Annotated in this window: 26 protein-coding genes and 1 riboswitch; of the genes, 11 read left to right on the top strand and 15 right to left on the bottom strand. The window is 54.4% G+C overall.

Going from position 1 to position 25,105, the window contains the following annotated elements:
- The first annotated feature begins 12 nt into the window (after positions 1 to 12).
- The 5 genes from QMZ65_RS05695 (at position 13) to QMZ65_RS05675 (ending at position 3,878) form a co-directional block, all read left to right on the top strand.
- Entirely contained in the window at positions 13 to 483 is a 471-nt protein-coding gene (locus QMZ65_RS05695) for a PTS sugar transporter subunit IIA (RefSeq protein WP_034828413.1), read from the top strand.
- 24 nt (positions 484 to 507) lie between these two features.
- A complete protein-coding gene (locus QMZ65_RS05690) occupies positions 508 to 822 on the top strand; it encodes a PTS fructose transporter subunit IIB (RefSeq protein WP_034828411.1) in 315 nt (104 codons plus the stop codon).
- Positions 823 to 833: 11 nt separating this feature from the next.
- On the top strand, positions 834 to 1,925 hold the full coding sequence (locus QMZ65_RS05685) for a PTS fructose transporter subunit IIC (protein ID WP_283215566.1): 1,092 nt from the start codon (positions 834 to 836) through the stop codon (positions 1,923 to 1,925).
- Between the two features lie 9 nt (positions 1,926 to 1,934).
- Complete coding sequence (locus QMZ65_RS05680; protein ID WP_283215565.1) at positions 1,935 to 2,786, top strand: class II fructose-bisphosphate aldolase; 852 nt, start codon at positions 1,935 to 1,937, stop codon at positions 2,784 to 2,786.
- Positions 2,787 to 3,014: 228 nt separating this feature from the next.
- Positions 3,015 to 3,878, top strand: a complete 864-nt coding sequence (locus tag QMZ65_RS05675) for a ketose-bisphosphate aldolase (protein ID WP_034828403.1) — start codon at positions 3,015 to 3,017, stop codon at positions 3,876 to 3,878.
- An 85-nt stretch (positions 3,879 to 3,963) separates the two neighbouring features.
- Here QMZ65_RS05675 and QMZ65_RS05670 read toward each other — a convergent pair whose 3' ends face one another.
- Positions 3,964 to 4,728, bottom strand: coding sequence for a transporter substrate-binding domain-containing protein (locus QMZ65_RS05670; protein WP_045831819.1), 765 nt, complete (start codon positions 4,726 to 4,728; stop codon positions 3,964 to 3,966).
- Positions 4,729 to 4,891: 163 nt separating this feature from the next.
- Between QMZ65_RS05670 and QMZ65_RS05665 the strand changes: the two genes are divergently transcribed.
- Together QMZ65_RS05665 and QMZ65_RS05660 are read left to right on the top strand one after the other, a co-directional pair.
- On the top strand, positions 4,892 to 5,473 hold the full coding sequence (locus tag QMZ65_RS05665) for an NAD(P)H-dependent oxidoreductase (RefSeq protein WP_283215564.1): 582 nt from the start codon (positions 4,892 to 4,894) through the stop codon (positions 5,471 to 5,473).
- Between the two features lie 31 nt (positions 5,474 to 5,504).
- Entirely contained in the window at positions 5,505 to 5,813 is a 309-nt protein-coding gene (locus QMZ65_RS05660) for a putative quinol monooxygenase (RefSeq protein ID WP_283215563.1), read from the top strand.
- A 32-nt stretch (positions 5,814 to 5,845) separates the two neighbouring features.
- Here the strand turns inward: QMZ65_RS05660 and QMZ65_RS05655 are convergent, their stop codons facing one another.
- The 10 genes from QMZ65_RS05655 to nudF all read right to left on the bottom strand — a co-directional run bounded on the left by QMZ65_RS05655 (position 5,846) and on the right by nudF (position 14,299).
- Positions 5,846 to 6,745 (bottom strand): LysR substrate-binding domain-containing protein, encoded by a 900-nt coding sequence (locus QMZ65_RS05655; RefSeq protein WP_160833685.1) that lies wholly within the window; start codon positions 6,743 to 6,745, stop codon positions 5,846 to 5,848.
- 114 nt (positions 6,746 to 6,859) lie between these two features.
- On the bottom strand, positions 6,860 to 7,285 hold the full coding sequence (locus QMZ65_RS05650) for a nuclear transport factor 2 family protein (RefSeq protein ID WP_283215562.1): 426 nt from the start codon (positions 7,283 to 7,285) through the stop codon (positions 6,860 to 6,862).
- Between the two features lie 30 nt (positions 7,286 to 7,315).
- A complete protein-coding gene (locus QMZ65_RS05645; RefSeq protein ID WP_283215561.1) occupies positions 7,316 to 8,329 on the bottom strand; it encodes a beta-propeller fold lactonase family protein in 1,014 nt (337 codons plus the stop codon).
- A 103-nt stretch (positions 8,330 to 8,432) separates the two neighbouring features.
- Positions 8,433 to 9,185: an anti-sigma factor family protein gene (locus tag QMZ65_RS05640; protein WP_283215560.1), complete on the bottom strand. Its 753-nt coding sequence runs from the start codon at positions 9,183 to 9,185 to the stop codon at positions 8,433 to 8,435.
- Positions 9,182 to 9,697, bottom strand: a complete 516-nt coding sequence (locus tag QMZ65_RS05635) for a sigma-70 family RNA polymerase sigma factor (protein ID WP_034828390.1) — start codon at positions 9,695 to 9,697, stop codon at positions 9,182 to 9,184. Before QMZ65_RS05635 ends, QMZ65_RS05640 begins: the two co-directional genes overlap by 4 nt.
- Positions 9,698 to 9,848: 151 nt before the next feature.
- The gene (parE, locus tag QMZ65_RS05630; protein ID WP_160833686.1) at positions 9,849 to 11,744 is read right to left on the bottom strand and encodes a DNA topoisomerase IV subunit B; all 1,896 of its coding nucleotides are present in this window, start codon (positions 11,742 to 11,744) and stop codon (positions 9,849 to 9,851) included.
- A gap of 47 nt (positions 11,745 to 11,791) precedes the next feature.
- The gene (gene yqiA, locus QMZ65_RS05625; protein ID WP_034828385.1) at positions 11,792 to 12,373 is read right to left on the bottom strand and encodes an esterase YqiA; all 582 of its coding nucleotides are present in this window, start codon (positions 12,371 to 12,373) and stop codon (positions 11,792 to 11,794) included.
- Between the two features lie 3 nt (positions 12,374 to 12,376).
- A complete protein-coding gene (gene cpdA / locus QMZ65_RS05620) occupies positions 12,377 to 13,204 on the bottom strand; it encodes a 3',5'-cyclic-AMP phosphodiesterase (protein ID WP_034828383.1) in 828 nt (275 codons plus the stop codon).
- Between the two features lie 37 nt (positions 13,205 to 13,241).
- Entirely contained in the window at positions 13,242 to 13,667 is a 426-nt protein-coding gene (locus QMZ65_RS05615) for a DUF1249 family protein (protein WP_034828381.1), read from the bottom strand.
- Entirely contained in the window at positions 13,664 to 14,299 is a 636-nt protein-coding gene (gene nudF / locus QMZ65_RS05610) for an ADP-ribose diphosphatase (protein ID WP_283215669.1), read from the bottom strand. The genes QMZ65_RS05615 and nudF overlap by 4 nt, the downstream gene beginning before the upstream one ends.
- A 212-nt stretch (positions 14,300 to 14,511) precedes the next feature.
- Between nudF and tolC the strand changes: the two genes are divergently transcribed.
- The 3 genes from tolC (at position 14,512) to QMZ65_RS05595 (ending at position 17,987) form a co-directional block, all read left to right on the top strand.
- Complete coding sequence (tolC, locus tag QMZ65_RS05605; protein WP_097118142.1) at positions 14,512 to 15,984, top strand: outer membrane channel protein TolC; 1,473 nt, start codon at positions 14,512 to 14,514, stop codon at positions 15,982 to 15,984.
- Positions 15,985 to 16,125: 141 nt separating this feature from the next.
- Positions 16,126 to 16,815 carry a DUF1190 family protein gene (locus tag QMZ65_RS05600; protein ID WP_097118143.1) on the top strand — a complete coding sequence of 230 codons (690 nt, stop codon included), beginning with the start codon at positions 16,126 to 16,128 and terminating at the stop codon, positions 16,813 to 16,815.
- 8 nt (positions 16,816 to 16,823) lie between these two features.
- Positions 16,824 to 17,987: a glutathionylspermidine synthase family protein gene (locus QMZ65_RS05595; RefSeq protein ID WP_283215559.1), complete on the top strand. Its 1,164-nt coding sequence runs from the start codon at positions 16,824 to 16,826 to the stop codon at positions 17,985 to 17,987.
- A gap of 37 nt (positions 17,988 to 18,024) precedes the next feature.
- Here QMZ65_RS05595 and ygiD read toward each other — a convergent pair whose 3' ends face one another.
- Together ygiD and ribB are read right to left on the bottom strand one after the other, a co-directional pair.
- Positions 18,025 to 18,810 (bottom strand): 4,5-DOPA-extradiol-dioxygenase, encoded by a 786-nt coding sequence (gene ygiD / locus QMZ65_RS05590; protein WP_097118145.1) that lies wholly within the window; start codon positions 18,808 to 18,810, stop codon positions 18,025 to 18,027.
- A gap of 220 nt (positions 18,811 to 19,030) precedes the next feature.
- A complete protein-coding gene (gene ribB / locus QMZ65_RS05585; protein ID WP_034828370.1) occupies positions 19,031 to 19,687 on the bottom strand; it encodes a 3,4-dihydroxy-2-butanone-4-phosphate synthase in 657 nt (218 codons plus the stop codon).
- Between the two features lie 111 nt (positions 19,688 to 19,798).
- Positions 19,799 to 19,948, bottom strand: a riboswitch (FMN riboswitch).
- 171 nt (positions 19,949 to 20,119) lie between these two features.
- On the opposite strand from ribB, the gene ubiK reads away from it, so the two are divergent.
- Positions 20,120 to 20,425, top strand: a complete 306-nt coding sequence (ubiK, locus tag QMZ65_RS05580; RefSeq protein ID WP_034828368.1) for a ubiquinone biosynthesis accessory factor UbiK — start codon at positions 20,120 to 20,122, stop codon at positions 20,423 to 20,425.
- Positions 20,426 to 20,661: 236 nt separating this feature from the next.
- On the opposite strand, the gene hldE is transcribed toward ubiK, so the two are convergent.
- Positions 20,662 to 22,089: a bifunctional D-glycero-beta-D-manno-heptose-7-phosphate kinase/D-glycero-beta-D-manno-heptose 1-phosphate adenylyltransferase HldE gene (hldE, locus tag QMZ65_RS05575; RefSeq protein ID WP_097118146.1), complete on the bottom strand. Its 1,428-nt coding sequence runs from the start codon at positions 22,087 to 22,089 to the stop codon at positions 20,662 to 20,664.
- Positions 22,090 to 22,216: 127 nt separating this feature from the next.
- Positions 22,217 to 25,075: a bifunctional [glutamate--ammonia ligase]-adenylyl-L-tyrosine phosphorylase/[glutamate--ammonia-ligase] adenylyltransferase gene (glnE, locus tag QMZ65_RS05570; RefSeq protein WP_283215558.1), complete on the bottom strand. Its 2,859-nt coding sequence runs from the start codon at positions 25,073 to 25,075 to the stop codon at positions 22,217 to 22,219.
- Positions 25,076 to 25,105: the final 30 nt, after the last annotated feature.

The raw sequence follows: 25,105 nt of genomic DNA, 5'->3' as shown, positions 1-25,105 counted from the left end.
GAGGTAAAACCCATGGACATTTCCCGCATTCTGACGCCACGCCGCGTTAACCTGGCGCTCACCGCCACCACCAAAGAAGAAGTGATTAACGAACTAACCGATCTGCTGTATCAGGACGGCGCCATCACCGATCGTGCAGCCTTTATTGAAGATGTCTGGCTGCGTGAAGCTGAGGGCTCAACCGGGTTCGAAAACCACGTTGCCATTCCGCACGGCAAGTCTTCCGCCGTCCAACACACCACATTAGCCATTGGTCGTACCCAACAGGATATCCCCTGGGAAACGCTCGATGGCAGCCAGGTGCGCTGCATCATCCTGTTCGCGGTGCGACTGGAAGATCAGAACACCACCCATATTCGCCTGTTGTCGCAGGTGGCCAGCGCGCTGGCCGATGATGAGGTGATAGCCCAACTGCTGGTGGAAAACGACCCCAGCAATATCATCCGGCTGTTTAGCCAGTACGCCGAAACCGACCTCTGTTAATTCCCTAACTCTTTGAGGTGACACATGAATATCGTCTGTGTAGCGGCCTGCACGGCAGGCATCGCGCATACCTATATTGCGCGTGAAAAACTGATCAAAGGCGCTCATGCACTGGGCCACACCATCCACGTTGAAACCCAGGGCACCATCGGCACTGAAACCGCGTTGACGCGTGAAGACATCGCCGCCGCTGACGTGGTGATCCTCGCCATTGATGTGAAGATCAACGGTGAAGAACGCTTTCAGGGCAAACCCATCGTACGAGTGAAAACCGAAGTGGTGATCAAGTCACCGGTGAAATTCCTCGAAAAAGTGGCGGATTCACTGGCGCGTGCCTGAGGAGATCCATCATGAACGACAACAAACGTCAGTACGGACAAGAGATCAAAGGCCATCTGCTCACCGGGATATCCTGGATGATCCCGCTGATCGTCGCCGCCGGGATCTGTATCGCGCTCGGCCAGGTGATTGGCGGGCCGGATGTCGGCAAGCAAACCGGCACTATCGCCTGGATGTTGAATCAGATCGGCGGCTGGGGCATGGGCTTGATCGTGCCGCTGATCAGCGCGGCCATCGCCTACTCCATCGCCGATCGTCCCGGCTTTGCGCCCGGTTTGATCGTCGGTTTTATCTGCGGGCAGATCGGCACCGGTTTTATCGGCGGTATGCTCGGCGGCTTCCTGGTGGGTTACACGATATTGCTGTTGCGCCGCACCATTAAGCTGCCGCAGTCAATGCAGGGGTTGATGCCGATTATGGTGCTGCCGGTGTTGAGCACCATCATCGCCGGTCTGTTGATGATGACCTTTATTGGCCAGCCGATTGTCTGGCTGCAGAAGGCGCTGATTCATCTGCTGGAATCGATGCAGGGCGGATCGAAGTTTGTGCTGGGTGCGGTGCTGGGTGCGATGGCGACTTTTGACTTCGGCGGCCCCATCAACAAAACCATGTCGCTGTTCGCCGACGGCATGCTGGTCGACGGGATTTATGGCCCGGAAGCAGTGAAGTTTGTCGGCTCAATGATTCCGCCGTTTGGCATCACGCTGTCGTATCTGCTGACGCGCCATAAGTACACCAAAGCGGAGAAAGAGGCGCTGAAAGCCGCCTTCCCGATGGGTATCTGCATGATCACCGAAGGGGTGATTCCGATTGCGGCGCGTGACCTGCTGCGTGTGGTCGGCAGCTGCGTGGTGGCCTCTGCCATCGCCGGTGGGCTGATTATGGTGTGGGGCGTGGAAGCACCGGTGCCGCACGGCGGCATGTTTGTGGTGCCGCTGTTCACCAAACCGCTGATGTTCTGTCTGGCGCTGGGCATCGGCACCGTGGTGTGTGGCGTGATGCTGTCGCTGATGAAGAAGCCAGTGACGCAGGCAGATGAAGAGTTCGATGACGTGGAAGCCCCTGGCGTCCGCGACGAAGAGATCAAATTCACACTGGAATAAGGAGCCACCATGTTTGCCATGATGAATGACCTGATTCAGGCCGCCGCTAAGCAGCAGTATGCCGTGCTGGCGATAAACTGCTTCAACCTTGAAACCGCGCGGGCGGCGATTCAGGCCGCCGAACAGCAGCGTGCACCGCTAATATTGAATGTCTATCAGGGTCACAGCACACACTTCCCACCCGCCGTGGCGGTGCCGCTGGTGCAGGCGCTGGCGAAAGACGCCACGGTACCGATTGCGCTGGCGCTGGACCACGGCAAGGCCTTTCCGCTGATTGGTCAGGCGTTTCGCGCCGGCTTTACCGGCCTGATGATCGATGCCTCTGCCGATCCGCTGGCCGAAAATATTCGCCAGACCGCAGCGGTAGTGAAGATGGCGCACACCGCTGGCGTTTGCGTCGAAGGCGAGCTGGGGCATATCGCCGATGCACCCACTTATGAACTGGCGGATGCGTCGGTGAAGATGACTCAGGTTGCCGACGTGCTGCCGTTTATCGAGCAAACCGATATCGATTTGCTGGCGATTTCAGTGGGCACCGCGCACGGCCTTTATCCAGCGGGCGTGAAGCCGCAGATTGATTTCCAGCGCTTGCAGGAGCTGCATGCGGTCTCAACACGCCCATTGGCACTGCATGGTGGTTCGGGCACACCCGCCGAGGATATTCGCCGCGTTAGTCAGCATGGCGTGGCGAAGATTAACGTCGGTGCCGCCGTGTTTGATGCCGGTAAAAACGCGGTTGAGCAGGCGCTGAAACAGCATCCGCACGCGGAACTGGCCGATCTGCTTGGGCTGATGGAATCCGCCTGCCGTGAAGTGGTGATTGAGTATCTGAGCTGGACGGGATCGGCTGGCAAAGCGTAGTGCTCGGGCGCGCTCACCCTAAATGCATAGCGCTGAAACGAACGCACGTGATTTGACGCATTTATACGCACCTGAAAAGCCGCTTCGGTCATCGTGATTTAAAGCAGCGGCAAGATACCGCGCGATAAGTCGTGCAGCAACAGGATGCAGAAGCATTTCCCTTTTTATCCATCATCGGGTCGGCGCACGCGTCGGCTCTGGTAAAACTCACGTTGAGGAAATATTAACATGTTGATTTCAATGAAAGAGATGTTGGCACCGACTCGTGAACACCGCTACGCCATCGGCGCATTTAACGTAGCAGACAGCTGCTTTATCCGTGCCGTGGTGGAGGAAGCCGAAGCCACTAACACCCCGGCGATCATCTCGATTCACCCGAGTGAGCTGGAGTTTGTGACCGATGAATTCTTTGGCTATGTGCGGGAACGCACGCTGAAGAGCAAAGTGCCCTTCACCATTCACCTCGACCACGGTGCATCGATTGCGCAGGTGCTGCGCGCCATCCAATGTGGATTTACGTCAGTGATGATTGATGGATCACTGCTGCCGTACGAAGAGAACGTGGCGCTGACCAAAGAGGTGGTGAAGCTGGCGCATTCGGTGGGCGTGTCGGTAGAAGGTGAACTCGGCACCATTGGCGATACCGGCACCACCGTGGAAGGTGGCGTTAGCAAAGTGATCTATACCGAACCGGCGCAGGCAGAAGATTTTATCCAGCGCACCGGCGTCGATACTCTGGCAGTGGCAATTGGCACCGCGCACGGTATCTATCCAAAAGATATGAAGCCGGAACTGCAGATGCATATTCTGAAGGATATTGCCCAACGCACCGATATTCCGCTGGTGCTGCACGGGGGGTCTGCTAACCCAGATGCGGAGATTGCTGAGGCGGTGACCCTCGGCGTGGGCAAAATCAATATTTCCAGCGATATGAAGTACGCCTACTTCGCTAAACTGCGCGAAATTCTGGCGCGTGAAACCTGGTGGGATCCCAATGTGATTTATCCGGAAGCGATTACCGCCGCCAAAGCAGTGATTCGCTACAAGATGAATCTGTTTGGTGGATTGGGTAAAGCAAGTTTGTATCGCTGAGTGCTCGAATGGGGCCACGTTGCCCCTTTTGAGCCACGCAATAATCGCGCCGCTCCAGTAGCGGCGCGATGCATCAGGCATGAGTTTACTTAATCACACCCAGCCACTGCGAGGCGATCTGCGCATATTCGCCGGTGGCGGTGCTAAGATGCAGCCACTGATCGACATACAGTTTCCAGCTCATATCATCACGCGGAATCATGTAGGCTTTTTCACCATACTGCATCGGCTTATCCGGATTGATGGCGCACAGCGTCGGGTAGTGCTTCATCTGGAACAATGCTTCGGACGCATCCGTAATCATCACATCGGCTTTCTTATCCACCAGCTGCTGGAAAATACCGACGTTATCGGCCAGTTGCAGCGTCGACTGCGGTAAGTGGCTGTGCACAAAGGCTTCATTGGTGCCGCCAGCGGGTTCAATCACCCGCACGCTCGGCTTGTTGATCTGCGCGACGGTTTGGTATTTGTCTTTATCATCACAGCGCACCAGCGGGATTTTGCCATCCACACCCAGCGGCTCGGCAAACCAGGCAATCTGCTGGCGTTTTAAGGTAACGGACACGCCACCCAGCGCGATATCACACTGCTTCGCCACGAAATCGTCACTCATGGTTTTCCAGGTGGTTGGCACCCACTGCACTTTGGCACCCAGACTTGCCGCCAGTGACTGCGCCATGCTGATATCCAGGCCTTCATATTGCCCATCGCTGCGCAGATAGCTGTAAGGCTTGTAGTCGCCCGTGGTACAGACTTTTAGGGTTTTACTGCTACGAATCTCGTCGAGGTGGGATTGCGCCGACGCAGCGCCACTCACCAGAAGTAATGCACTCAGTATCGCGGTTTTCATGGTTTCTTCTTTTTTATGTTGATGTTGGTTTGCGCGCGGATTGTTGCATAGCCCTGCGCATTGTTGCTTTATTAGCAAAAGTCTTGTGATCAATCACGCATTTTTTCGCTTCGCCTGCGCGCGTACAGTGTGCGCCATCAACGGGAAACGGAGCGAATCATCCATGAGCAATATTTTAATCATCGACGGCGGTAAAACTTTTGCCCACTCGAAAGGCGAACTGAATCACACCCTCACTGACGTGGCAGCCAGCCAGTTGCGCGATCTGGGCCATAACGTGGTGGTCACCGTTGCCGACAGCGATTACAACGTGGCAGAAGAAGTGCAGAAATATCTCGACAGCGATGTGGTGATTTATCAGATGCCTGGCTGGTGGATGGGCGAGCCGTGGACGGTGAAAAAATACATTGATGACGTGTTCACCGAAGGCCACGGTTCACTGTATGCCAGTGATGGTCGTACGCGCAGCGATGCGGGCAAAAAGTACGGTTCAGGCGGTCTGATTCAGGGCAAAAAATACATGCTATCGCTGACGTGGAACGCACCGCTGGAAGCGTTTAATGATCCTGAGCAGTTCTTCGAAGGCGTGGGCGTGGATGGTCTCTATCTGCACTTCCACAAAGCCAACCAGTTCCTTGGCATGGAAGGTTTACCGACCTTTATCTGTAACGATGTGATCAAGATGCCGGACGTGCCGCGCGATATCGAACGTTATCGGACTCATCTCAGCCAGATCTTTGCTTAACTGTAAGCACACCGGGAAAAGAGGAAGCGCTATGTTAACCGTCGTTGCAGAAATTTGCGTCAAGCCAGGCCGCCGTCATGTGGTGCTGAATGCCATCAATAAATTGATCCCCACCGTGCTGGAAGAAGAGGGTTGCCATCAGTATGACGCGCTGGTTGACCATCAGGCGCAGGTGCCGTGGAAGCAGAATTCCCCAGATTCCATTTTCATGCTAGAGCAGTGGGAATCGCTGCGCCATCTTGAGCAGCATCAGCAAATGCCGCACATGGATGCGCATCGCGCCACGATTAAAGACGATGTGGTGGATGTGAAGATCCTGGTATTAGAGCCGGTTCGTTAATCGTCTAAGCCTCTGCCTATGCAGGGGCTTTTTTATAGCAGGCGATCTTGTTCTATCTTCTCGCGCAGAAAATCGAGAAAACAGGTAATGCGCGAGGTCAGAGATTGATTACGGTAATACACGGCGTGAATCGGCAGGCGCCATTCGCGCGTTTCCTGCTCCAGCACCTGCACTAAATCGCCCCGCTCGCGATCTTTACGGCTGACAAAATCAGACAGGCGCGCAATGCCCTGTCCTGCTAACGCCAGCTGACGCAACGTCTCGCCACTGGAAGCCGACAGCGTGGGCTTAATCTGCAAAAACTCACCCTCACTTTGCCAAACAGGCCAGACATTGTGTGCATCCAACTGACTGAAGCCGAGCAGCTGATGAGCTGCTAACGCCTCAACTGATTCCGGGCTGCCATACTGCTGCAGGTAAGCCGGGCTCGCCACTAAACGCGTGGCGCTGCTGCCCAGCACGCGGGCACGCAGCGTAGAATCACGCAACTCCCCGACGCGAATCGCGATATCGGTCTGCTGCTCCAGCAAATCGATCATGATGTCGTCGGTATTCAACTCCAGCTGAATCAGCGGGTAACGCTGTCGAAATTCCGCCACCAGCGGCACGATCACGTGCAGCATAAAGGGGGCGTTGGCATTGATGCGCAATCTGCCTGAAGGAATGTCTCGGCGCTGGGCGATCTGCTCTTCTGCCAGTTCTACCGACGAAAGGATCTGGCGCGCATGATCGAGGAAGATCAAGCCTTCCTCGGTAAGCGCGAGACGCCGCGTGGTGCGGTGCATTAGCGTGGTTTGTAATTTGCTTTCCAGCCGACTCAACGCCCGGCTGATACCAGAACTGGTTTGATCGAGCTGCTCGGCCGCCGCTGTGATTGAGCCGGTATCCACCACCGCCACCCAGGCGCGTAGCTCTTCCAGTGTGATTTTCACGCATTCTATCCTTTCGCATTGCGCCGTCTGGCACAATGGTACGGTTTTAGGCGGCAGGATAACACAATTGCCATTGCTGCCCCGCCACTCACGGCAGGACAGCACTTATGGTGATTATTTTGCGGGATTAGGCGTGACCTGCCAAATTTCAGAAACAATTTTACCCGCGCGGTAGGTCAAGATGTAGCTCACGTTCAACGCATTTTTACCGTTAAAGTGCACCTGTGCTGAAACCGTGCTGCCTTTAGGATTGCTCGCTTCAGTGAGGTTATTCACGGTGTATTGCAAATTTCCTTGGGCAGTGCTGAATTTGCTCCATACCTGCTGAATGGCATCGCTGGAGTTATAGGCCCCATCCAGCGGTCCTCCAACCCATTCCAGATGCGCGTTAGCGGCATAATGCGCCATTATCTCAGCCATATCACCCGCAGCAATCGCCTGAAAATGCGCTCGCGCATTATCTGCATCAGCGGCAAAACTTTGTCCTGCTGACAAAGTGAATAATACAGTGGAAATCAATAATGGTTTAAGTTTCAACATATATAGCTCCTTGGTTTTATTATTTATCTTTTACAGCTTGAGGGTATCAATAATTTTTTGTGTAGCACGTTCTATCTTTGAAAGACTCAGATCCTGGTTCAATACATAGGCATATTTATTATCGCGAGTGAACACCAGAGCCTGACGAGGGTGGTCAAAGCCTGTAATAGTGGTAATAACACTCAGTTTATTAACATCAATGACTGAGACGCTATTATCAATGAGATTGCCACTGTAAATAAAACCCCCATCGGGAGAGAGTGCAGCGCCATAGGGTTGCTCCCCCACGGGAATAGAAAGCATGATCTTTTGACTTGCAATATCGACTACGGCCACCGTATTACTTCCGCTATTAGCAGCGAAAAGTGTTTTACCATCACCCGTGACCGAAATGGCGCGGATTTTATTGAATCCGCTAATCTCTCCAATAATTTTATTTCCTGCGGTATCCACTATAGCGATCTTATCCCCGAGGAAATTCGTCACATACAAACGATGTCCATCAGGGCTCAGTTGCACACCTTGTCTCGGTTGGGCAAAACCTTTAATCACAGCCTGCGCAACACCCGTTTCAGTGTTCATCACTGTCACCGAGTCGCTGGATTGATTGTTCACGTACAAAGCTTTACCGTCAGAGTTCAGCGCCGTACCAAACGCTCCGGGCCCAATAGCGTATTGGTTAATGGTCTGGAAAGATTCACTATCAATACGATCCACAACACCTTTGCTGCTGTCTGAGATATAAAAACTTTTCCCATCCGGTGCAAAGATGATATTGCGTGGCGTCACGTAATTTTTTAACACGCCCTGAACCTTGCCATTGACTAAATCATAAATGACAACTTCAGAATTCTCACTGCTGGCAACCACTGCCATTTTTTCATTCGGATTCATGGCGAGGGTATTATTTTTTATCGCTCCATCAAAAGTTACCCTGTGCACTTCATGCTTATTGTCATTCTTAGCATAAAGTGTGCTCGGAAAATAAAAAGATATCACCCCAGCCAATATCACTGCCGTCGTTGAATAGCGAAGAATTCGCATCTCATTTCACTCCTGTAAATCATCAACCTTCATGGATGACGTTGATGATAAGATGCTTCACATAATGCATTATTCCCTGATGCTTCATTTAAATTTAAAAAATTCAGGTCAGCGTATTAATTATTAGTTCCAACTTCGGATTACTTAGATTTTTCACCGTGCCGACCATTGCATAATTCAAACCGTGACAAGATCCATATCGCGCCTGAAGTCCGTGATCAGTGCGCTGACCACTTTTTAGCAACGGATGACGTGAATCCGGTTGGCGAAGATAGAAGCTGATGGTGTGTCCTGATGTATCCTGGTATAGCACCATGGCTGCTGCACCTTGCTCAGTTGTGAATAAACGTCCGCTCACCGGACTAAAGCCGGCCGATTGTAAATCAGGTAAGCGTGCGTCTGAGCCCACGTGCTGATTCAACCAGTTATTTAGTGTATCTGGCTGATGCTGAACCACATCAGGGCCAATACTTCCATCGACAACCATCAGTTTATAGGCTTCTATCGCATCACCCATTGGCGCAACATTTTGATTTCGCCAGTCATGCATTTGCCATCCCCCCGCTGAACTTAGCCCAACGCAGAGCACAAAGCAGGCGGCCAGTTTAAGGCGTAAGCGCGATCGCTGGACGTGACGTGCCCGAATAAATGCTGGATCAAGCCTCTCAGGCAAAAGGGGCAACTGAAATTCAGAGAGTGCAGTTCGCAGGTGTCGCGCCTCCCACTGCCAGGTCTGAACTTGCCTGGCAATTTGCGGTTGCTGGGCAATATAACGTTCAACGATGGCACGCTCATGATCGTTAAGCTGATTGTCCACATATGCATGCAAGTCGTGTTCGTTCGGCGGAATTCTCATTTCATTACTCTCAACGTCGTTCGTGGGACGTTACCCTCACAAAGATGGTGCATGGCTTTTCGTGCCCGTGATAGACGGGACATCACCGTGCCAATAGGCACATCTAGCATGACTGCCGCCTCCTGATAGCTAAACCCCTCAATGACGATGAGAAGTAGCAAGCCTCGTTGCTCTTGAGAGAGGTGGTTAAAAGCAGCCAGCATTCCTTGTGTTGCCACTTCATCTTCCGCTGATGGCCAGTACTCAGCTTCTTCATGCTTAAACTTGCTCAGTAATCCCCAATAACGTGCCTTACGCCGTTTATCCGCCAAAAATTGTCGGTAAAGGATGGTGAATAACCAGCTTTTCAGCGATGCCTCTTCGCGTCGCATCGACCACTTCGTCAACGCACGCACCAGCGCTGATTGCACCAGATCATCGGCCTCGTGAACGTCACGCGTCAGCCAATAAGCAAAGCGGCGCAGCCGGGGGATCAGTTCCTTTATTTGATGGTCAATGTCGTTCCTGGACATAAAGCAACTTTTGTCTAATGGTGAGTGTTTTGATGCATAAGAGCATCAGCAGAACACTTTATTCCTTACGAGGGGAAACTTTTTTTGCGAAGGACTGAGGCAGGGAAATTAGGGGCTCGATAATCCGAGCCCATGATAAAAGTCCGGGACATCAAGCTTCCAGGTCGGCGAGGTCGCCTTTTTCCTGTAGCCAGTTACGGCGATCTTCAGAACGTTTCTTCGCCAGCAGCATGTCCATCACGCGCAGCGTCTGCTCGACATCATCATCGCTGACTGTCAGCTGCACCAGACGACGGGTGTTCGGGTCGAGCGTGGTTTCACGCAGCTGCAGCGGGTTCATCTCACCCAGACCTTTGAAGCGCTGTACGTTCGGTTTGCCCTTCTTGCGCTTCAGCTGCTCCAGCACGCCCTCTTTCTCGTCTTCATCCAACGCGTAAAAGACTTCTTTGCCGAGATCGATGCGATACAGCGGTGGCATGGCGACATAAACATGGCCGTGTTGTACCAGCGAGCGGAAGTGCTTCACAAACAGCGCACACAACAAGGTGGCGATGTGTAAGCCATCGGAGTCCGCATCCGCAAGGATACAGATCTTGCCGTAACGCAGCTGGCTCAGATCTTCACTGTCGGGATCGATACCGATCGCCACCGAGATGTCGTGCACTTCCTGCGAGGCCAGCACTTCGTCCGATGAGACTTCCCAGGTGTTCAGGATCTTACCTTTAAGCGGCATGATCGCCTGATAATCACGATCGCGCGCCTGCTTGGCCGATCCACCTGCGGAGTCCCCTTCCACCAGGAAGAGTTCGGTGCGATTCAGATCCTGTGCACTACAGTCTGCCAGTTTGCCCGGCAGTGCGGGTCCGCTGGTGAGCTTTTTACGCACCACTTTCTTGGCCGCGCGCATACGACGCTGAGCACTGGAGATCGCCAGTTCGGCCAGCATTTCGGCGGCTTGCACGTTCTGGTTCAACCACAAGCTGAAAGCATCTTTCACGATAGCCGAGACAAATGCCGCGCACTGACGCGAAGAGAGACGCTCTTTGGTTTGACCGGCGAACTGCGGATCCTGCATTTTCACCGACAGCACGTAGGCGCAGCGATCCCAAATATCTTCCGCAGACAGTTTTACGCCGCGTGGCAGGATATTGCGGAACTCGCAGAACTCACGCATCGCATCCAGCAAGCCCTGACGCAGACCGTTGACGTGCGTCCCGCCTTGCATAGTGGGAATCAGGTTGACGTAGCTTTCGGTCAGCAGTTCGCCGCCTTCTGGCAGCCATAGTAACGCCCAATCCACCGCTTCCACATCACCCGCGAAGCTGCCGACAAAGGGTTTTTCCGGCAAGGTAGGGAGGCCGTTGACTGCTTCTGATAAGTAATCAGAGAGGCCGCCATGATAGAGCCATGTCTGCTCGGTATCATTGACCTTGTCTTTAAACACGATCTCCACGCCCGGACAGAGCACCGCTTTGGCTTTCAACACATGCGTCAGGCGCGACACCGAGAAGCGTGGACTGTCGAAGAAACTCTCATCCGGCCAGAAATGCACGCGCGTGCCAGTGTTACGTTTGCCGACCGTGCCGGTCACCGTCAGATCCTGCACTTTATCGCCATTTTCGAAGGCAATATCGTAGATCTCGCCATTGCGGCGCACGGTGACTTCTACGCGTTTTGACAGGGCGTTGACCACCGAAATCCCCACGCCGTGCAAGCCGCCGGAGAACTGGTAGTTTTTGTTGGAGAATTTACCGCCCGCATGCAGACGGCAAAGAATCAGCTCAACCGCTGGCACACCCTCTTCCGGATGGATATCTACCGGCATGCCGCGACCGTCATCGATCACTTCCAGCGACTGATCCGCATGCAGGATCACTTCCACGCGTTTGGCGTGACCCGCCAGCGCCTCATCGACACTGTTATCGATCACTTCCTGGCCCAGATGGTTTGGGCGCGTGGTATCGGTGTACATCCCCGGACGACGACGCACCGGTTCAAGACCGGTTAAGACCTCAATGGCATCGGCATTATAACTTGATTGGCTCATCGTAACTGTCTGATTAGCAATAGGAATAGGGGTCCATCTCGCAGCAATCAGGGAGCATTTAATCCCAGAAAATCAATGATCTGCGCAAAATGGCGTTCGAATCCGATATAAGCATGATTGCCACCCTCTTCGACCGTTTGGCGGCACGCGCTGTAGTATTCCAGCGCCTGGCGGTAATCGAGTACTTCATCGCCGGTCTGTTGCAGCAGCCAGAGTAAATCGGGCGCTTCGAGAGGGTCAATCTGCATGACTTTCAGATCGTAAATGTGGCGTGACTCTAACACATATTGCTGGCCGGTGTAGGGATTACGGTTCTCGCCGAGATAATCCACCAGCAGCTCAAACGGGCGCACCGCTGGATTGACCACCACCGCCGGCAGCATAAAGCATTGCGAGAGCCAGGTCGCGAAGTAGCCCCCGAGCGACGATCCCACCAGGCCAAGTGGCTCACCGGCGTACTGCATCACCAGCTCTTCCAGCATGCTGGCGGCTTCGGCGGGGAACGTGGGCAGCTGCGGCACCAGAACATTAATGTGCGGATGATGTTGCGCTACCCACTGCTGCAGTTGTGTGGCTTTGGCCGATTGCGGAGAGCTGTTGAATCCGTGCAGATAGATCAGCACCGCCATCGCTTAGTAGCCCTCGGAATCGAGATCGGGACGGAACAGATCGCTTTGCAGACGATTCACTTCGGTTTCCAGTACGCCATCTGCCTTCAGGGTTAACCAGCGCCAACCTGGCGCGACGTTATCGATGGTGAAGTTGGTGCAATGCGGTTTGAACTGCACGCAGGTCGAAGGAGAAGCCAGCACGCGACGACCATGCCAGTCGAGATCTAATTCCTGATGAATGTGGCCACACACCAGATTACGCGCACGCGGGAAGTGTTGCAGCACCGCTTCTAATTGATGGGGATTGCGCAAGCTATGCTGATCCAGCCAGGTACAGCCGGAAGCGAGCGGATGATGGTGCAGCAGCACCAGCGTATGGCGCTCAGGATGCAGGCGCAGCGCCTTGTCGAGCCACTCGAGTTGGTACTCGCTTAACATGCCATGCGGCACACCAAAGACCTGACTATCCAGCAGCACCAACTGCCAGTGCTCACCCAACAGCACATGTTTATCGGAAGCGATTCCGGCATCGGCAAGTGTATTGACCATCGCGGGCTGAAAATCGTGATTCCCCGGCAGCCAGACACACGGCTTTGGCAGGCGTGAAATGCCCGCTACAAAGTGTTGATAAGCTTCGACGGTGTGATCCTGGGCGAGATCGCCGGTGGCGATAATCAAATCATAATCGCGCTGTTGTGCCATGATGGCGTCCAGCACCGCATCAAAACTCGACCAGGTATTTACCCCAAGCAGCGATTGATGTTTTCCTGCAAAAAGATGGGTGTCCGTGATTTGTAAAATCCTGATATCGGCCCCATTTGCCGCAGGAAGAGTAAGCAGGCTATCCAAAGCGTTTCCTTTCTCTCCACGCCATAGTTGTATGCTATCAGCAGACCGGCACTGCTACAGCACCGTGCGCCAGACAATAGCGCAACCAATCTGCAAGAAACTGGTTAATCTGATGTTTTTCATCGCGCTGATGCAGTTTTTTATTAGGATAATCATAGCGCGCTTTGAAGCGATAGATCTGCTGAGTGGAACACACTTCAGCGACCATCGCATCATGGTACAGCCGAACGGACATGGATGGCAGGCTCCAGTAACTTACTGCCGGGGCCACCTGGCGAATCTCCACCAGCGTGGTATAACGCGTCGACTCTTGAATAGTCAGCTGATAACGGGCGCCGCTCACCTGATAGATCACCGACGCGCCTGCCTCGTCATCACGCGGCAGCAGGCGACGCAGTTGGGCGAAATTGGTTTCGCACAATCGCATCATTTCGGGAAAGTCAGGGGTATAGCGCTGTTTCATTTTAGCTTCCACTCTTGTCGTAGTTTTTCATGGTGCAACGCCAGCCATTGCAGGGCGATGACAGATGCCGCGTTATCAATAATCCCCTCTTCCACCCAGCGATAAGCCTGTTCGCGGCTCACCACATGGACAAGAATATCCTCATTCTCTTCCTCCAGCCCGTGATTTCCCTCTGCCAGGCTGGCATCCACTTCGCCCACCAGCACCGACAAACGTTCAGACGTTCCGCCTGGGCTGGCTAAGTAATTCACTATCGGTTTCACACGCCCGACCTTGAGGCCTGCTTCTTCTACGGCTTCGCGACGCGCCACATCTTCCGGCGTTTCACCGGGTTCAATGATACCGGCCACCATTTCCAGCAGCCAGGGCGTTGGGCTGGAATCATAAGCCGGGATGCGAATCTGTTCGATTAGCACCACTTCGTCGCGTGAGGGATCATAGGGTAGCAGCACGGCGGCGTGTCCGCGCTCAAAAACTTCGCGTACTACCTCACCGCTCATCTCGCCATTAAAGCGGCGATGGCGGAAACGGTAGCTAATAATGGAAAAAAAACCATCGTAGCGTGTATCGCGTGCAATAATTTCTACATCGTTTTTTGTGAAAGTCACAGGGGATTTTTTTTCACCCGCCATCATCTGGTTCCTTATGCAGATTGGGATGGAGCGAAGAAAAGCCAACCCTTGTGCTCCGTCCGAGTGGTTCTTTCTGAATTATTTACGTAAATTAGGGGAAGAAGGCACGTTCAGCCAACTTATCTCTGACGCCGCCTCTGTAGAATCGGCGATTATTTTTTGGCTTACCTGCAGCACTACCAGTGCAATTTGCTGCAACAAAAGGAATGCAAATGAAAAAACTGCTCCCACTTTTTATTGGGTTGAGCCTGGGCGGATTTAGCCTTGCCAGCCAGGCAGAGAACCTGTTGCAGGTTTACCAGCAGGCGCGCCTTAGCAACCCGGATCTGCGTGCTTCTGCCGCTGACCGTGATGCAGCCTTTGAGAAAATTAACGAAGCGCGTAGCCCTTTACTTCCACAGTTAGGCCTGGGTGCAGATTATACCTATAACAACGGTTACCGTGACAGCAGCGGCCTTCATTCCAACACGACCAGCGCTTCTCTGCAATTAACACAAACCATTTTCGATATGTCGAAATGGCGTGCGCTGTCACTGCAGGAAAAAACCGCCGGGATTCAGGATGTGACTTATCAGGTTGCACAACAGGATCTGATTCTGAATACCGCAACGGCGTATTTCAACGTGTTGAAGGCGATTGATACCCTTTCTTACACGGAAGCGCAGAAACAATCGATTTACCGCGAATTGGATCAAACCACCCAGCGCTTCAACGTTGGCCTGGTAGCGATCACTGACGTGCAGAACGCCCGTGCCCAGTACGACAGCGTGCTGGCCAACGAAGTGACCGCGCGTAACAACCTTGATAACGCGGTGGAATCGCTGCGTCAGATCACCGGTATGGATTATCTGGCACTGGCTTCACTGAATATCGATCGTTTCAAAACCGCACGTCCTGATGCCGTTGCGACCCTGCTGAAACAAGCGGAAAGCCGTAACCTCAACCTGTTATCTGCACGTCTGAGCCAGGATTTAGCGCGCGAGCAGATTCGCTCTGCGGAAACAGGCCATATGCCAACGCTGGATCTGACTGCCTCAACCGGTATGTCTAACAGCAAATATGGCGGCAGCCGTGCGAACCAGAGTTCAGGCACCACCGATTCCATCACGGGTTCCAACCAGGTTGGCCTGAGCTTCTCCCTGCCGCTGTATAGCGGTGGTTCAGTGACCTCGCAGGTGAAACAGGCGCAGTACAACTTTGTTGCCGCCAGCGAACAGCTGGAAGGCGCACATCGTAGTGCGATCCAGACCGTGCGTTCTTCGTTCAACAACGTTAATGCGTCGATCAGCAGCATTGATGCTTACAAGCAGGCCGTTGTCTCTGCTCAAAGCTCATTGGATGCAATGGAAGCCGGTTATCAGGTGGGTACCCGTACCATCGTTGATGTGCTGGATGCGACCACAACCCTGTTCAACTCTAAACAGCAACTTTCTGATGCGCGTTACAGCTACCTGATTAACCAGCTGAACATCAAATATGCGCTGGGTACGTTGAATGAGCAGGACCTGCAGCAGCTGAACAGCACGCTGGGCAAGGAAATCACCACCGCACCTGAAGTGGTGGCACCGGAAAACAGCCAGCAGGCTTCACGTGTCGATAATGGTCCGAAAACTTCGGCACCTTCAGCCGCCGCGAAAGCGCGCCCGGCTGCCGCGCACAGCAGCGGAAATCCTTTCGGTAATTAATCCCTTAAGGGGTCGCTTGCGGCCCCTTTCGCATTCAAACGTATAACAACGTAAAGATCCCCCAGCCATCCGGCTTCTCGCTTCATTTTCCACCACTCATCACCTATCCTAAGCCCCACCTTTGGGCACAGGATGAAAATAATGAAACGGACTAAACATATTCGTCATGCCGCTTTTCGTAAAAGCTGGCAGGCACGCCATTTAACGCCAGTGGCACTCGCGGTGACCGCAGTGTTTATGCTGGCTGGCTGCGAACAGAGCGATGAGACAGTATCGCTGTACCAAAACGCGGATGATTGTGCGAAAGCTAACCCTAGCCAGAGCGCGCAATGTACCACTGCGTATAACAATGCGAAGAAAGAAGCCGAACGCACCGCACCGAAATACGCCACGCGCGAAGATTGCGTCGCAGAGTTCGGTGAGAATCAGTGCCAGCAAACTCCTGCCCAGGCCGGTGTCGGTAGCACCAACAATGCCGAAGCGCAGCAGAGCGGTAGCTTCTGGATGCCGCTGATGGCCGGTTACATGATGGGTCGCATGATGGGCGGCGGCGCGGGCTTTGCGCAGCAACCCTTGTTCTCACCGAAAACCCCGAACAGCCCGGCTAACGGTCAGTTTGTCGATGCTTCCGGCAAAAACTATGGTGCAGCGACCTCAGGCCGCAGCATGAACGTGCCGAAAACCGCCATGGCACCTAAGCCAGCGACCACCTCCACCATCACGCGTGGTGGCTTCGGTGAGAGCGTTGCGAAACAAAACACCCTGCAGCGCAGCAATGCCACCAGCACCAATCGCAGCAGCACTGGCAGCAGCCGCTCGATGGGAGGCTAAGCCGTAGTATGCAACGTATTGCTATCAGCGAACGCCCGGACTGGCGCGAAAAAGCCAACGAATACGGCTTCCAGTTTCATACCATGTATGGCGAACCTTACTGGTGTGAAGACGCTTACTACCAGTTCACCCTGGCACAGGTTGAGCAATTAGAAGATACCACCGCCGAACTGCATCAGATGTGCCTGCAGGCGGTGGAAAAAGTGGTGAACAGTGATGAACTGCTCACCCGCTTCTGCATTCCCAAACACACCTGGGACTTCGTACGAGACTCGTGGAAGCTGCGTCAGCCGTCGCTCTATTCCCGCCTGGATTTAGCCTGGGACGGTAAAGGCGATGCCAAGCTGCTGGAGAATAACGCCGACACGCCGACCTCTCTGTATGAAGCCGCCTTTTTCCAGTGGATCTGGCTGGAAGATCAAGTCAATGCGGGCAACCTGCCACAAGGCAGTGACCAGTTTAATAGCCTGCAGGAAAAGTTGATTGAGCGCTTTGCCGCGTTGCATCAGGAGCACGGTTTTAACTGGCTGCACTTTGCCTGCTGCCGTGACACCGAAGAAGATCGTGCCACAGTACAGTACATGCAGGATTGCGCCACCGAAGCCGGCCTGCCGAATGAATTCCTGTATATCGATGAAATTGGGTTGGGTGAAAGAGGCCAGTTTACCGATCAGCATGATCAGGTGATCAGCAACCTGTTTAAGCTTTATCCGTGGGAATTTATGCTGCGTGAAGTGTTCTCCACCAAGCTGGCAGATGCCGGTGTGCGTTGGTTAGAACCGGCGTGGAAAAGCATTATCTCGAATAAAGCGCTGCTGCCGCTGCTGTGGGAAATGTTTCCTGACCATCCCAATCTGCTGCCCGCCTACTTTGCCGACGACATAAATGCCCCGCAGATGGACAAGTACGTGGTGAAACCGCTGTTTTCACGTGAAGGCGCCAATATTCGCATCATTGAAAACGGCCAGGAGATCGCCCGTGCTGAAGGTCCGTACGGCGAAGAGGGAATGATCATCCAGCAATTCCATCCGTTGCCGAAGTTCGGCGACAGCTACACCTTGATCGGTAGCTGGCTGATTGACGATCAACCTGCTGGTATCGGCATTCGTGAAGATCGCGCGCTGATCACTCAGGATCTGTCACGCTTCTACCCGCATACTTTTATCGAATAAATGCTGTGCCGCCCGTCAGACACGGGCGGCCAGTGCATTAGCTGACCTGCACCGAAAGCATACTGATAGCGCCCATCTCCATCCCTTCCACCGGAATGCTGATCGACTCCTCAGCTGCACGCGCGCCGAGGATATACAGCAACGGCAGATAGTGTTCTGGCGTTGGGTTGGACATCTCTGCACCTTCGTGCTGCAAATAATTCACCAACGGATGATCTGCTGCTTCACCGGCAAAGCTCAAATTCTCACGCACAAATTCATTGAAGCTTTCAGCCCACGGATAGCTTGTGGCGGCACCCTGCCAGCGCAGCATCCGCAGGTTATGCACCACGTTACCGCTGGCGACGATCATCACGCCTTCGTCACGCAGCGACGCCAGTTTGCGACCTAATTCGAAGTGCCATTGCGCCGATTGCGTCCCATCGATACTTAACTGCACCACCGGGATATCGGCTTGCGGATACATTTTTGCCAGCACGCCCCATGAGCCGTGATCAAATCCCCATTCCTGGTCGGCATGGACGTCAATCGGTGCCAGCAGTTCGATCACTTGCTGTGCCAGCTCTGGCGAGCCCGGAGCCGGATAACGCACATCAAACAGCGCCTGCGGGAAGCCACCAAAATCATGGATGGTGCGAGGATTATGCATGGCCGTTACCGCCGTACCGCGTGTGTACCAGTGTGCCGACACCGCGAGAATGGCGCGCGGACGTGGCAATGTTGCACCCAGATGCTGCCATGCGCGGGTATAGGTATTGTCTTCCAGTACGTTCATCGGGCTGCCGTGACCTAAAAACAGGGCGGGCATACGGTTGTGGCTCATGATGGTTCCTCTGACGAAAGTGTCGCTTTATTAGCCGCTACGTTACGCGCTTTCGTGCCGGGATTAACGCTGATAACTGTGATGATCTCTATCAGAGAATTTGAATAAGAATTTGCGTAGTGGTTGGGCGGTGAAGATGAGGATTAAAGGTGCACTTTCGCGCGAAAAAAAATCCGCAGCCTGTAAAAACCGCGGATCTTTTGATGACGATAACTGAGGCTTAACTTGCCTGGCGCGTTTCACGCTCGCGGCGATAAGCCACCAGATCTTCAATCGTTACGACCGGCATATCGTGTTGTTTGGCAAACACAATCGCTTCTGGCGCATGCGCCATGCTGCCGTCGTCATTGGTCAATTCACACAGCACACCGGCGGGTTTGAAGCCTGCTAATGTCACCAAATCGATGGTGGCTTCAGTGTGACCACCACGCGTCAGCACACCGCCTTCGCGCGCGCGCAGCGGGAAAACATGGCCTGGACGGTTGAGATCGCTCGGCTTCGCGCCATCTGCCACAGCGGCACGAATGGTGGTGACGCGGTCAGCGGCAGAAACACCGGTGGTGACACCTTCCGCTGCTTCAATGGTGACGGTAAAGCCGGTGCCATAAGAGCTGGTGTTGGTTTCTACCATCATCGGCAGATCCAACTGCTGGCGGCGTTCTTCAGTAATGCACAAGCAGACAATGCCGCTGCCGTGGCGAATGGTTAATGCCATTTGCTCTACGGTCATGGTTTCGGCGGCAAAGATCATGTCACCTTCGTTTTCACGATTTTCATCGTCGAGCACCATCACACCGCGACCGTTGCGCAGCGCATCGATGGCGCGTTCTACACGCTGTTCCGGCGTGCCAAATTCAGAAAGAAGCGTCTGATTCATGGTAAAAAACCTTATAAAAAATATATGAGTTACCAGAACCAGGGCGTGCTTAGGAGTGCGCAAATAATACACATGGCAAAAACGTGACGCGGGCCTAAGCCCGGCTGATGTCGTTACCCTCTCCCATCCGGACTCTAACCGTCGGCCCCGGAATTACACCGGATCTGCTGACCTTTCACTTTGCAGTGAAAGCGCTCGCGGGCTTTCAGCCGAAGCTGATTTACCGCCGGTGGGGAATTTCGCCCCGCCCTGAGAATAAGCGAGGTCACTATAACGCCAATCATCTGGACGGGCAATCGACAAAAGCGCAAATGCTTTTGCATTTACTGCGATGCGGAATTCAGGTTTAACCTTTTCGTTTCAGGCATTACACTTAACCTTTGTTGAGTCGGAACACGTGCTGTTATCAGCCACCGCAACCAGGAAATCATCATGATCGACACGAAAAAAATTGAACAACTGGCTCGCCAGGTCCATGAAGCCATGCCAAAAGGGATTCGCGACTTTGGCGACGATGTCGAAAAGAAAATTCGTCAGGTGCTGCAGGCGCAGTTAACCCGCATGGATTTGGTGAATCGTGAAGAGTTTGATGTGCAGACGCAGGTACTGCTGCGCACGCGTGAGAAGCTGGCGGCACTGGAACAGCGCCTGGCGAAACTGGAAAGTGAGAGCCCTGCTGCACCGGCACCTGCGGTGGTGACACCGGACCCGGCGGGTAAGATCGACACTCCGCAGTAATTCGCTGACTCGGCGGCGTATATTGCTCGAAAACACTCGCTGAGCTTACATTGCTCGCAGACAACAACAGGCGGCCATTAGGCCGCCTGTTTAGTCAGAATACGCTTGCTTCTTCGCTCGCCGTTAATGATAGCGAATCATCTGGAATCTTAGTGCTCGCGTGAGTGGCTGCGAATAATTGAAAACCCCAGTGCTCGCTTTTGATGACAGCGAATCTTCTGGGATCTCAATGCTCATCATGAGTGGCTGCGAATCGTCTTGATGATGTTAGTGGTGGAGATACCGTCTTCAAAGTTCAGCACGCGCACGTCACCGCCGTTGGCCCAAACCTCTTTACTGCCCGCGATATCTTCCGGCTTATAATCGCCGCCCTTCACCAGCAGATCCGGTAACACACCCGCGATCAAACGCTGTGGCGTATCTTCTTCAAACAGCACCACCCAATCCACTGCTTCCAGCGCACCGAGCACGATCATGCGGTTTTCCTGCGGGTTAACCGGACGGGTTTCACCTTTCAGACGTTTGGTAGAAGCATCGCTGTTCACCGCCACAATCAGGCGATCGCCCAGCTTACGAGCGTTGGCCAGATAAGAAACGTGGCCCGCATGCAGGATGTCGAACACGCCGTTAGTCATCACCACTTTTTCACCGCGCTGACGCGCCAGCGCCACAGCCGCTTTTAGTTCAGCTTCGGTCATCACACCAAATCCGCTATCCGGACGGGCGTGAATCGCATTTTCCAGCTCAACGGTGCTCACGGTGGACGTACCGAGTTTACCGACCACCACGCCGGCTGCCGCATTGGCGAGGAAACAGGCTTCTTCCAGGCTATCGCCTGCTGCCAGCACGGCGGCCAGCACGCCAATCACCGTATCGCCTGCGCCGGTGACGTCATACACTTCCTGCGCTTGCGTTGGTAAATGCACTGGCGCTTTGCCTGGTTGCAGCAGCGTCATGCCGTTCTCAGAACGGGTGACCAGCAGCGCAGAGAGATCATAATCAGCGATCAGCTGCATGCCGCGGCTGACAATCTCTTCTACGGTTTTGCATTTACCCACTACGGCTTCGAATTCAGACAGGTTGGGCGTCAGCAGAGTCGCGCCACGATAGCGCTCGAAATCGGTGCCTTTCGGATCGATCAACACCGGCACGTTGGCTTCACGCGCCAGCTGAATCATGGTTTGCACGCTGCTCAACGCGCCTTTGGCATAATCTGACAGCACTAACGCACCCGCTTGCGCCAGCGATTGGCGCATACGATCGTGAATAGGCTGCGGATCAACCTGCTCGAAACCTTCTTCAAAATCGAGGCGAATCAGCTGCTGATTACGCGAAAGCACGCGCAGTTTGGTAATGGTCGGATGGCTTTTCACCGCGACAAAATCACAATCGACTTTGACCTTTTCCAGCGTCTCACTCAGCACACGTGCCGCATCATCTTCACCGGTCAGGCCAATCAAACGCGAGCCAGCACCCAGTGCAGCAATGTTCATTGCCACGTTGGCCGCGCCGCCTGGACGCTCTTCGATGGTATCGACTTTCACCACCGGTACCGGGGCTTCAGGCGAGATACGGCTGGTTGGGCCATACCAGTAGCGATCTAACATGACATCGCCAACAACCAGCACAGCGGCTTTGCCAAAAGCGGGCAGTGTTACTTTCATTCCAAAGACTCCAGACTACGGTCAAAATTATGCGCGGATAATAACATACCCCGATGAGACTTCGAGCCACAGGTGCGTGGGCTGCGCGCCTTCCTGTAGGCCGGGTCACTAAGGGCGAAGCGTTATTTTACGCTTCCGCGCTATCAGATTCGGTGGCAGCCAGCCAGCGTTGCCAACTGCGATGCACGGCAGCCCGCTCAGTAGCAAAAGATTCCGGTGCGACGTGCCCCGGCAGCTCCTGCAATGCGAGATGGTGCAATGCATCACGCAGCGTGACATACGCGTGAGTCAGCGCCTGCGCTTCTTCTGCATCCATGATCTCCTGACGCGCCATCAGCTCAAAAATACGCACATTGTCTGACCAGCGCGTCAACGCAGGCTGCTCTGCCGCGTAGCCTAAGACAAGATATTGCGCGATGAATTCAATATCGGTGATGCCGCCTTCATCAGTTTTGATCTCCCAGCGTCCTTTGTGTTTGTTGCTGAGGTGGGCACGCATTTTCTCGCGCATTTCACGCACTTCTTTTTGCAGTGCAGGACGCTCACGCGGCAGGCAAAGAATGCCGCGACGGATGTCATTGAAGCGATCGCAGAGCGACGTCTCGCCAAAAACAATACGCGCACGCACCAGCGCCTGATGTTCCCAGGTCCAGGCTTCATTACGCTGATAATCATCGAAGGCGGCAAAGGTACTCACCAGCATGCCCGCCGCGCCAGAAGGACGCAGCCGCGCATCGACTTCATACAAAATGCCGGAGGAGGTGCGCGTGCTGAACAGATGCATCACGCGCTGCGCCAGCCGCAGGTAGAATTGGCGGCCATCAATCACGCGCTCGCCATCGGTTTCCGCATCGTCCGGGCAGTCGTGCAGGAACACCAAATCCAGATCCGAGCTGTAACCCAGCTCCCAGCCACCCAATTTGCCATAGCCAACCACAGCAAAACCGCGCTCGCTGTCGCTGGTGAGGTGCGAAGGACGACCATAGCGCTGCACCATCATTTGCCACGCTTGCTGCACCACCGATTCGATAATGGCTTCCGCCAGCCAGGTTAAGTGATCACTCACTTTCATCACCGGCAGCGTTTCAGCGATATCGGCAGCGGCAATGCGCAGATGCTGCGCCTGCTTGAACTGTCGCAGCGCTTCCAGCTGCTGTTCTTCATCATCGGTAGGAATGCGCAGCAGATACTGGCGCAATTCATCGCGATACGCATCGGTGGCTGTCGCCTGGTACAGCGTGGCGGGATCGAGCAGTTCATCCAGCAACAGCGGATAACGTGCCAGCTGGCTGGCGACCATCGGCGAGGCGGCACACAGGCGGATCAGATGACGAAGTGCGCCGTGGTATTCCGTCAGCAGCTCCAGATAAGTGCTGCGGGTTAATACACCGAGCAGTAGCGGCGTCAGGCGACCCAGTACCACATCGGCATCTTCGCGTGGACAGACTTCACTCAACAGGCGCGGCATCAGTTGATCAAGCGCTAAACGCCCACGCGGCCCGATGGTGCGACGGCTGACATCCTGGCGGAAACTGTTGAGCGATTCGTACAGCGCATGACGTTGCGCTTCGTTCAGCTGCGGCACAGCAGGAATGAGATCGCTCTCCTCCAGCGTGTCCTGCCACAGGCCTGCGAATTCAGCCAGCTGCGGTTGATCGTCAACGTCTGGCGCATCATCACCAATCAGTTCATCAAAGATACTGCGCACGCCTGCCATCTGCTGTTCAAGTTGCAACATCAGCGCATCCCAGTCCGCCGCGCCCATCGCCCAGGCTAAACGCTGACGATCGAGTGGGTTTTCCGGCAGCGTTTGCGTCTGCTCATCGTTGATGCTTTGCAGCAGGTTTTCCAGACGACGCAGGAACAGATAGGCCCCGCGCAAATGTTCCACCTGCGCCGAATTCAGCAAAGCCAGTTCACCGATGGCCTGCAGCGTTGGCAGCAGGGAACGGAGCTGAAGTGAGCGCTCACGTCCACCACGAATGAGCTGGAACACCTGCACGATAAATTCGGTTTCGCGAATGCCGCCCGCCCCGAGTTTGATGTTGTCTTTCAGGCCACGACGCCGTACTTCACGGGCAATCATGCCTTTCATGTTACGCAGCGACTGAATCACACTGAAATCGATGTAGCGGCGATAGACGAACGGACGCAGCATCTGCTGCAGTTCCTGGCTCCAGTGGCCCTGGTCGTCGCCCATCAGGCGCGCTTTGACCATCGCGTAACGCTCCCAGTCGCGACCCTGCTCCTGATAATAGTCTTCCAGCGCAGCAAAGCTCAGCACCAGCGGGCCACTGTCACCAAACGGGCGCAGACGCATATCCACGCGATAGACGAAACCATCCACGGTAGGCTGATCCAGCACTTTGATCAGGCGCTGACCCATGCGGGTAAAGAATTGAGCGTTATCGAGTTCACGACGGCCGCCTTGCGTCACACCGTTTTCCGGCCAGGCAAAAATCAGGTCGATATCGGAAGAGAAGTTGAGTTCGCCGCCGCCCAGTTTGCCCATGCCAAGGATCAGCATGGGCTGCGCTTCACCGGCTTCATTGCACGGCGTGCCGAAATCGCGGCTGCAATCCTGCCACACCCAATCACGAGCGGCAGCGATGAGGATCTCCGCCAGCGTGCTGAGTTGCGTCAGGCTCTGTTCAGTGCTGGCGTGTTGCAGCGCCTGCATCCACGCTATACGCACCAACATATGGCGGCGGAACAGGCGCAGTTCGCGCATCAGGGAAGTTTCATTTTCCACGCCCGCCAGCGCCTGATTTAGCCAGGCACTGTAGTGTTGCCACTCATCTGGTAGAGGCGGTTGCTGCTGGAGCTGTTGCCACCACTCCGGATGCTGCTGCAGGTTATCAACGATAAAGTCACTAAAGGTCAGCGCGCCCGCCTGCTCTGCCGTAAAGGCGGAAGGCGGCATATTCAGGCGCTCGGCCACGATAGCTAACTGCGCCTGCATCAGCGCCGGTAACGGTAACAACATCTTCCCTCCCTGATTCGATTGTGCGTCCGA

It is taken from the genome of Pantoea sp. EABMAA-21 (genome assembly GCF_030053335.1).
GTDB classification, from domain to species: domain Bacteria; phylum Pseudomonadota; class Gammaproteobacteria; order Enterobacterales; family Enterobacteriaceae; genus Pantoea; species Pantoea communis.
The sequence above is the reverse complement of the archived record's forward strand: the minus strand, read 5'-3'. Positions and strand labels throughout refer to the sequence as shown.

Bases quoted from the DNA above. Each gene is read 5' to 3' on its own strand.
- tolC (WP_097118142.1), top strand. From the start codon at position 14,512: ATGAAAAAACTGCTCCCACTTTTTATTGGGTTGAGCCTGGGCGGATTT.
- QMZ65_RS05650 (WP_283215562.1), bottom strand. From the start codon at position 7,285: ATGTTGAAACTTAAACCATTATTGATTTCCACTGTATTATTCACTTTG.
- QMZ65_RS05685 (WP_283215566.1), top strand. From the start codon at position 834: ATGAACGACAACAAACGTCAGTACGGACAAGAGATCAAAGGCCATCTG.
- QMZ65_RS05665 (WP_283215564.1), top strand. From the start codon at position 4,892: ATGAGCAATATTTTAATCATCGACGGCGGTAAAACTTTTGCCCACTCG.
- QMZ65_RS05660 (WP_283215563.1), top strand. From the start codon at position 5,505: ATGTTAACCGTCGTTGCAGAAATTTGCGTCAAGCCAGGCCGCCGTCAT.
- ygiD (WP_097118145.1), bottom strand. From the start codon at position 18,810: ATGAGCCACAACCGTATGCCCGCCCTGTTTTTAGGTCACGGCAGCCCG.
- hldE (WP_097118146.1), bottom strand. From the start codon at position 22,089: ATGAAAGTAACACTGCCCGCTTTTGGCAAAGCCGCTGTGCTGGTTGTT.
- QMZ65_RS05645 (WP_283215561.1), bottom strand. From the start codon at position 8,329: ATGCGAATTCTTCGCTATTCAACGACGGCAGTGATATTGGCTGGGGTG.
- ribB (WP_034828370.1), bottom strand. From the start codon at position 19,687: ATGAATCAGACGCTTCTTTCTGAATTTGGCACGCCGGAACAGCGTGTA.
- parE (WP_160833686.1), bottom strand. From the start codon at position 11,744: ATGAGCCAATCAAGTTATAATGCCGATGCCATTGAGGTCTTAACCGGT.
- QMZ65_RS05595 (WP_283215559.1), top strand. From the start codon at position 16,824: ATGCAACGTATTGCTATCAGCGAACGCCCGGACTGGCGCGAAAAAGCC.
- QMZ65_RS05695 (WP_034828413.1), top strand. From the start codon at position 13: ATGGACATTTCCCGCATTCTGACGCCACGCCGCGTTAACCTGGCGCTC.
- QMZ65_RS05640 (WP_283215560.1), bottom strand. From the start codon at position 9,185: ATGAGAATTCCGCCGAACGAACACGACTTGCATGCATATGTGGACAAT.
- QMZ65_RS05680 (WP_283215565.1), top strand. From the start codon at position 1,935: ATGTTTGCCATGATGAATGACCTGATTCAGGCCGCCGCTAAGCAGCAG.
- QMZ65_RS05635 (WP_034828390.1), bottom strand. From the start codon at position 9,697: ATGTCCAGGAACGACATTGACCATCAAATAAAGGAACTGATCCCCCGG.
- ubiK (WP_034828368.1), top strand. From the start codon at position 20,120: ATGATCGACACGAAAAAAATTGAACAACTGGCTCGCCAGGTCCATGAA.
- QMZ65_RS05670 (WP_045831819.1), bottom strand. From the start codon at position 4,728: ATGAAAACCGCGATACTGAGTGCATTACTTCTGGTGAGTGGCGCTGCG.
- QMZ65_RS05675 (WP_034828403.1), top strand. From the start codon at position 3,015: ATGTTGATTTCAATGAAAGAGATGTTGGCACCGACTCGTGAACACCGC.
- QMZ65_RS05690 (WP_034828411.1), top strand. From the start codon at position 508: ATGAATATCGTCTGTGTAGCGGCCTGCACGGCAGGCATCGCGCATACC.
- nudF (WP_283215669.1), bottom strand. From the start codon at position 14,299: ATGGCGGGTGAAAAAAAATCCCCTGTGACTTTCACAAAAAACGATGTA.
- QMZ65_RS05615 (WP_034828381.1), bottom strand. From the start codon at position 13,667: ATGAAACAGCGCTATACCCCTGACTTTCCCGAAATGATGCGATTGTGC.
- glnE (WP_283215558.1), bottom strand. From the start codon at position 25,075: ATGTTGTTACCGTTACCGGCGCTGATGCAGGCGCAGTTAGCTATCGTG.
- yqiA (WP_034828385.1), bottom strand. From the start codon at position 12,373: ATGGCGGTGCTGATCTATCTGCACGGATTCAACAGCTCTCCGCAATCG.
- QMZ65_RS05600 (WP_097118143.1), top strand. From the start codon at position 16,126: ATGAAACGGACTAAACATATTCGTCATGCCGCTTTTCGTAAAAGCTGG.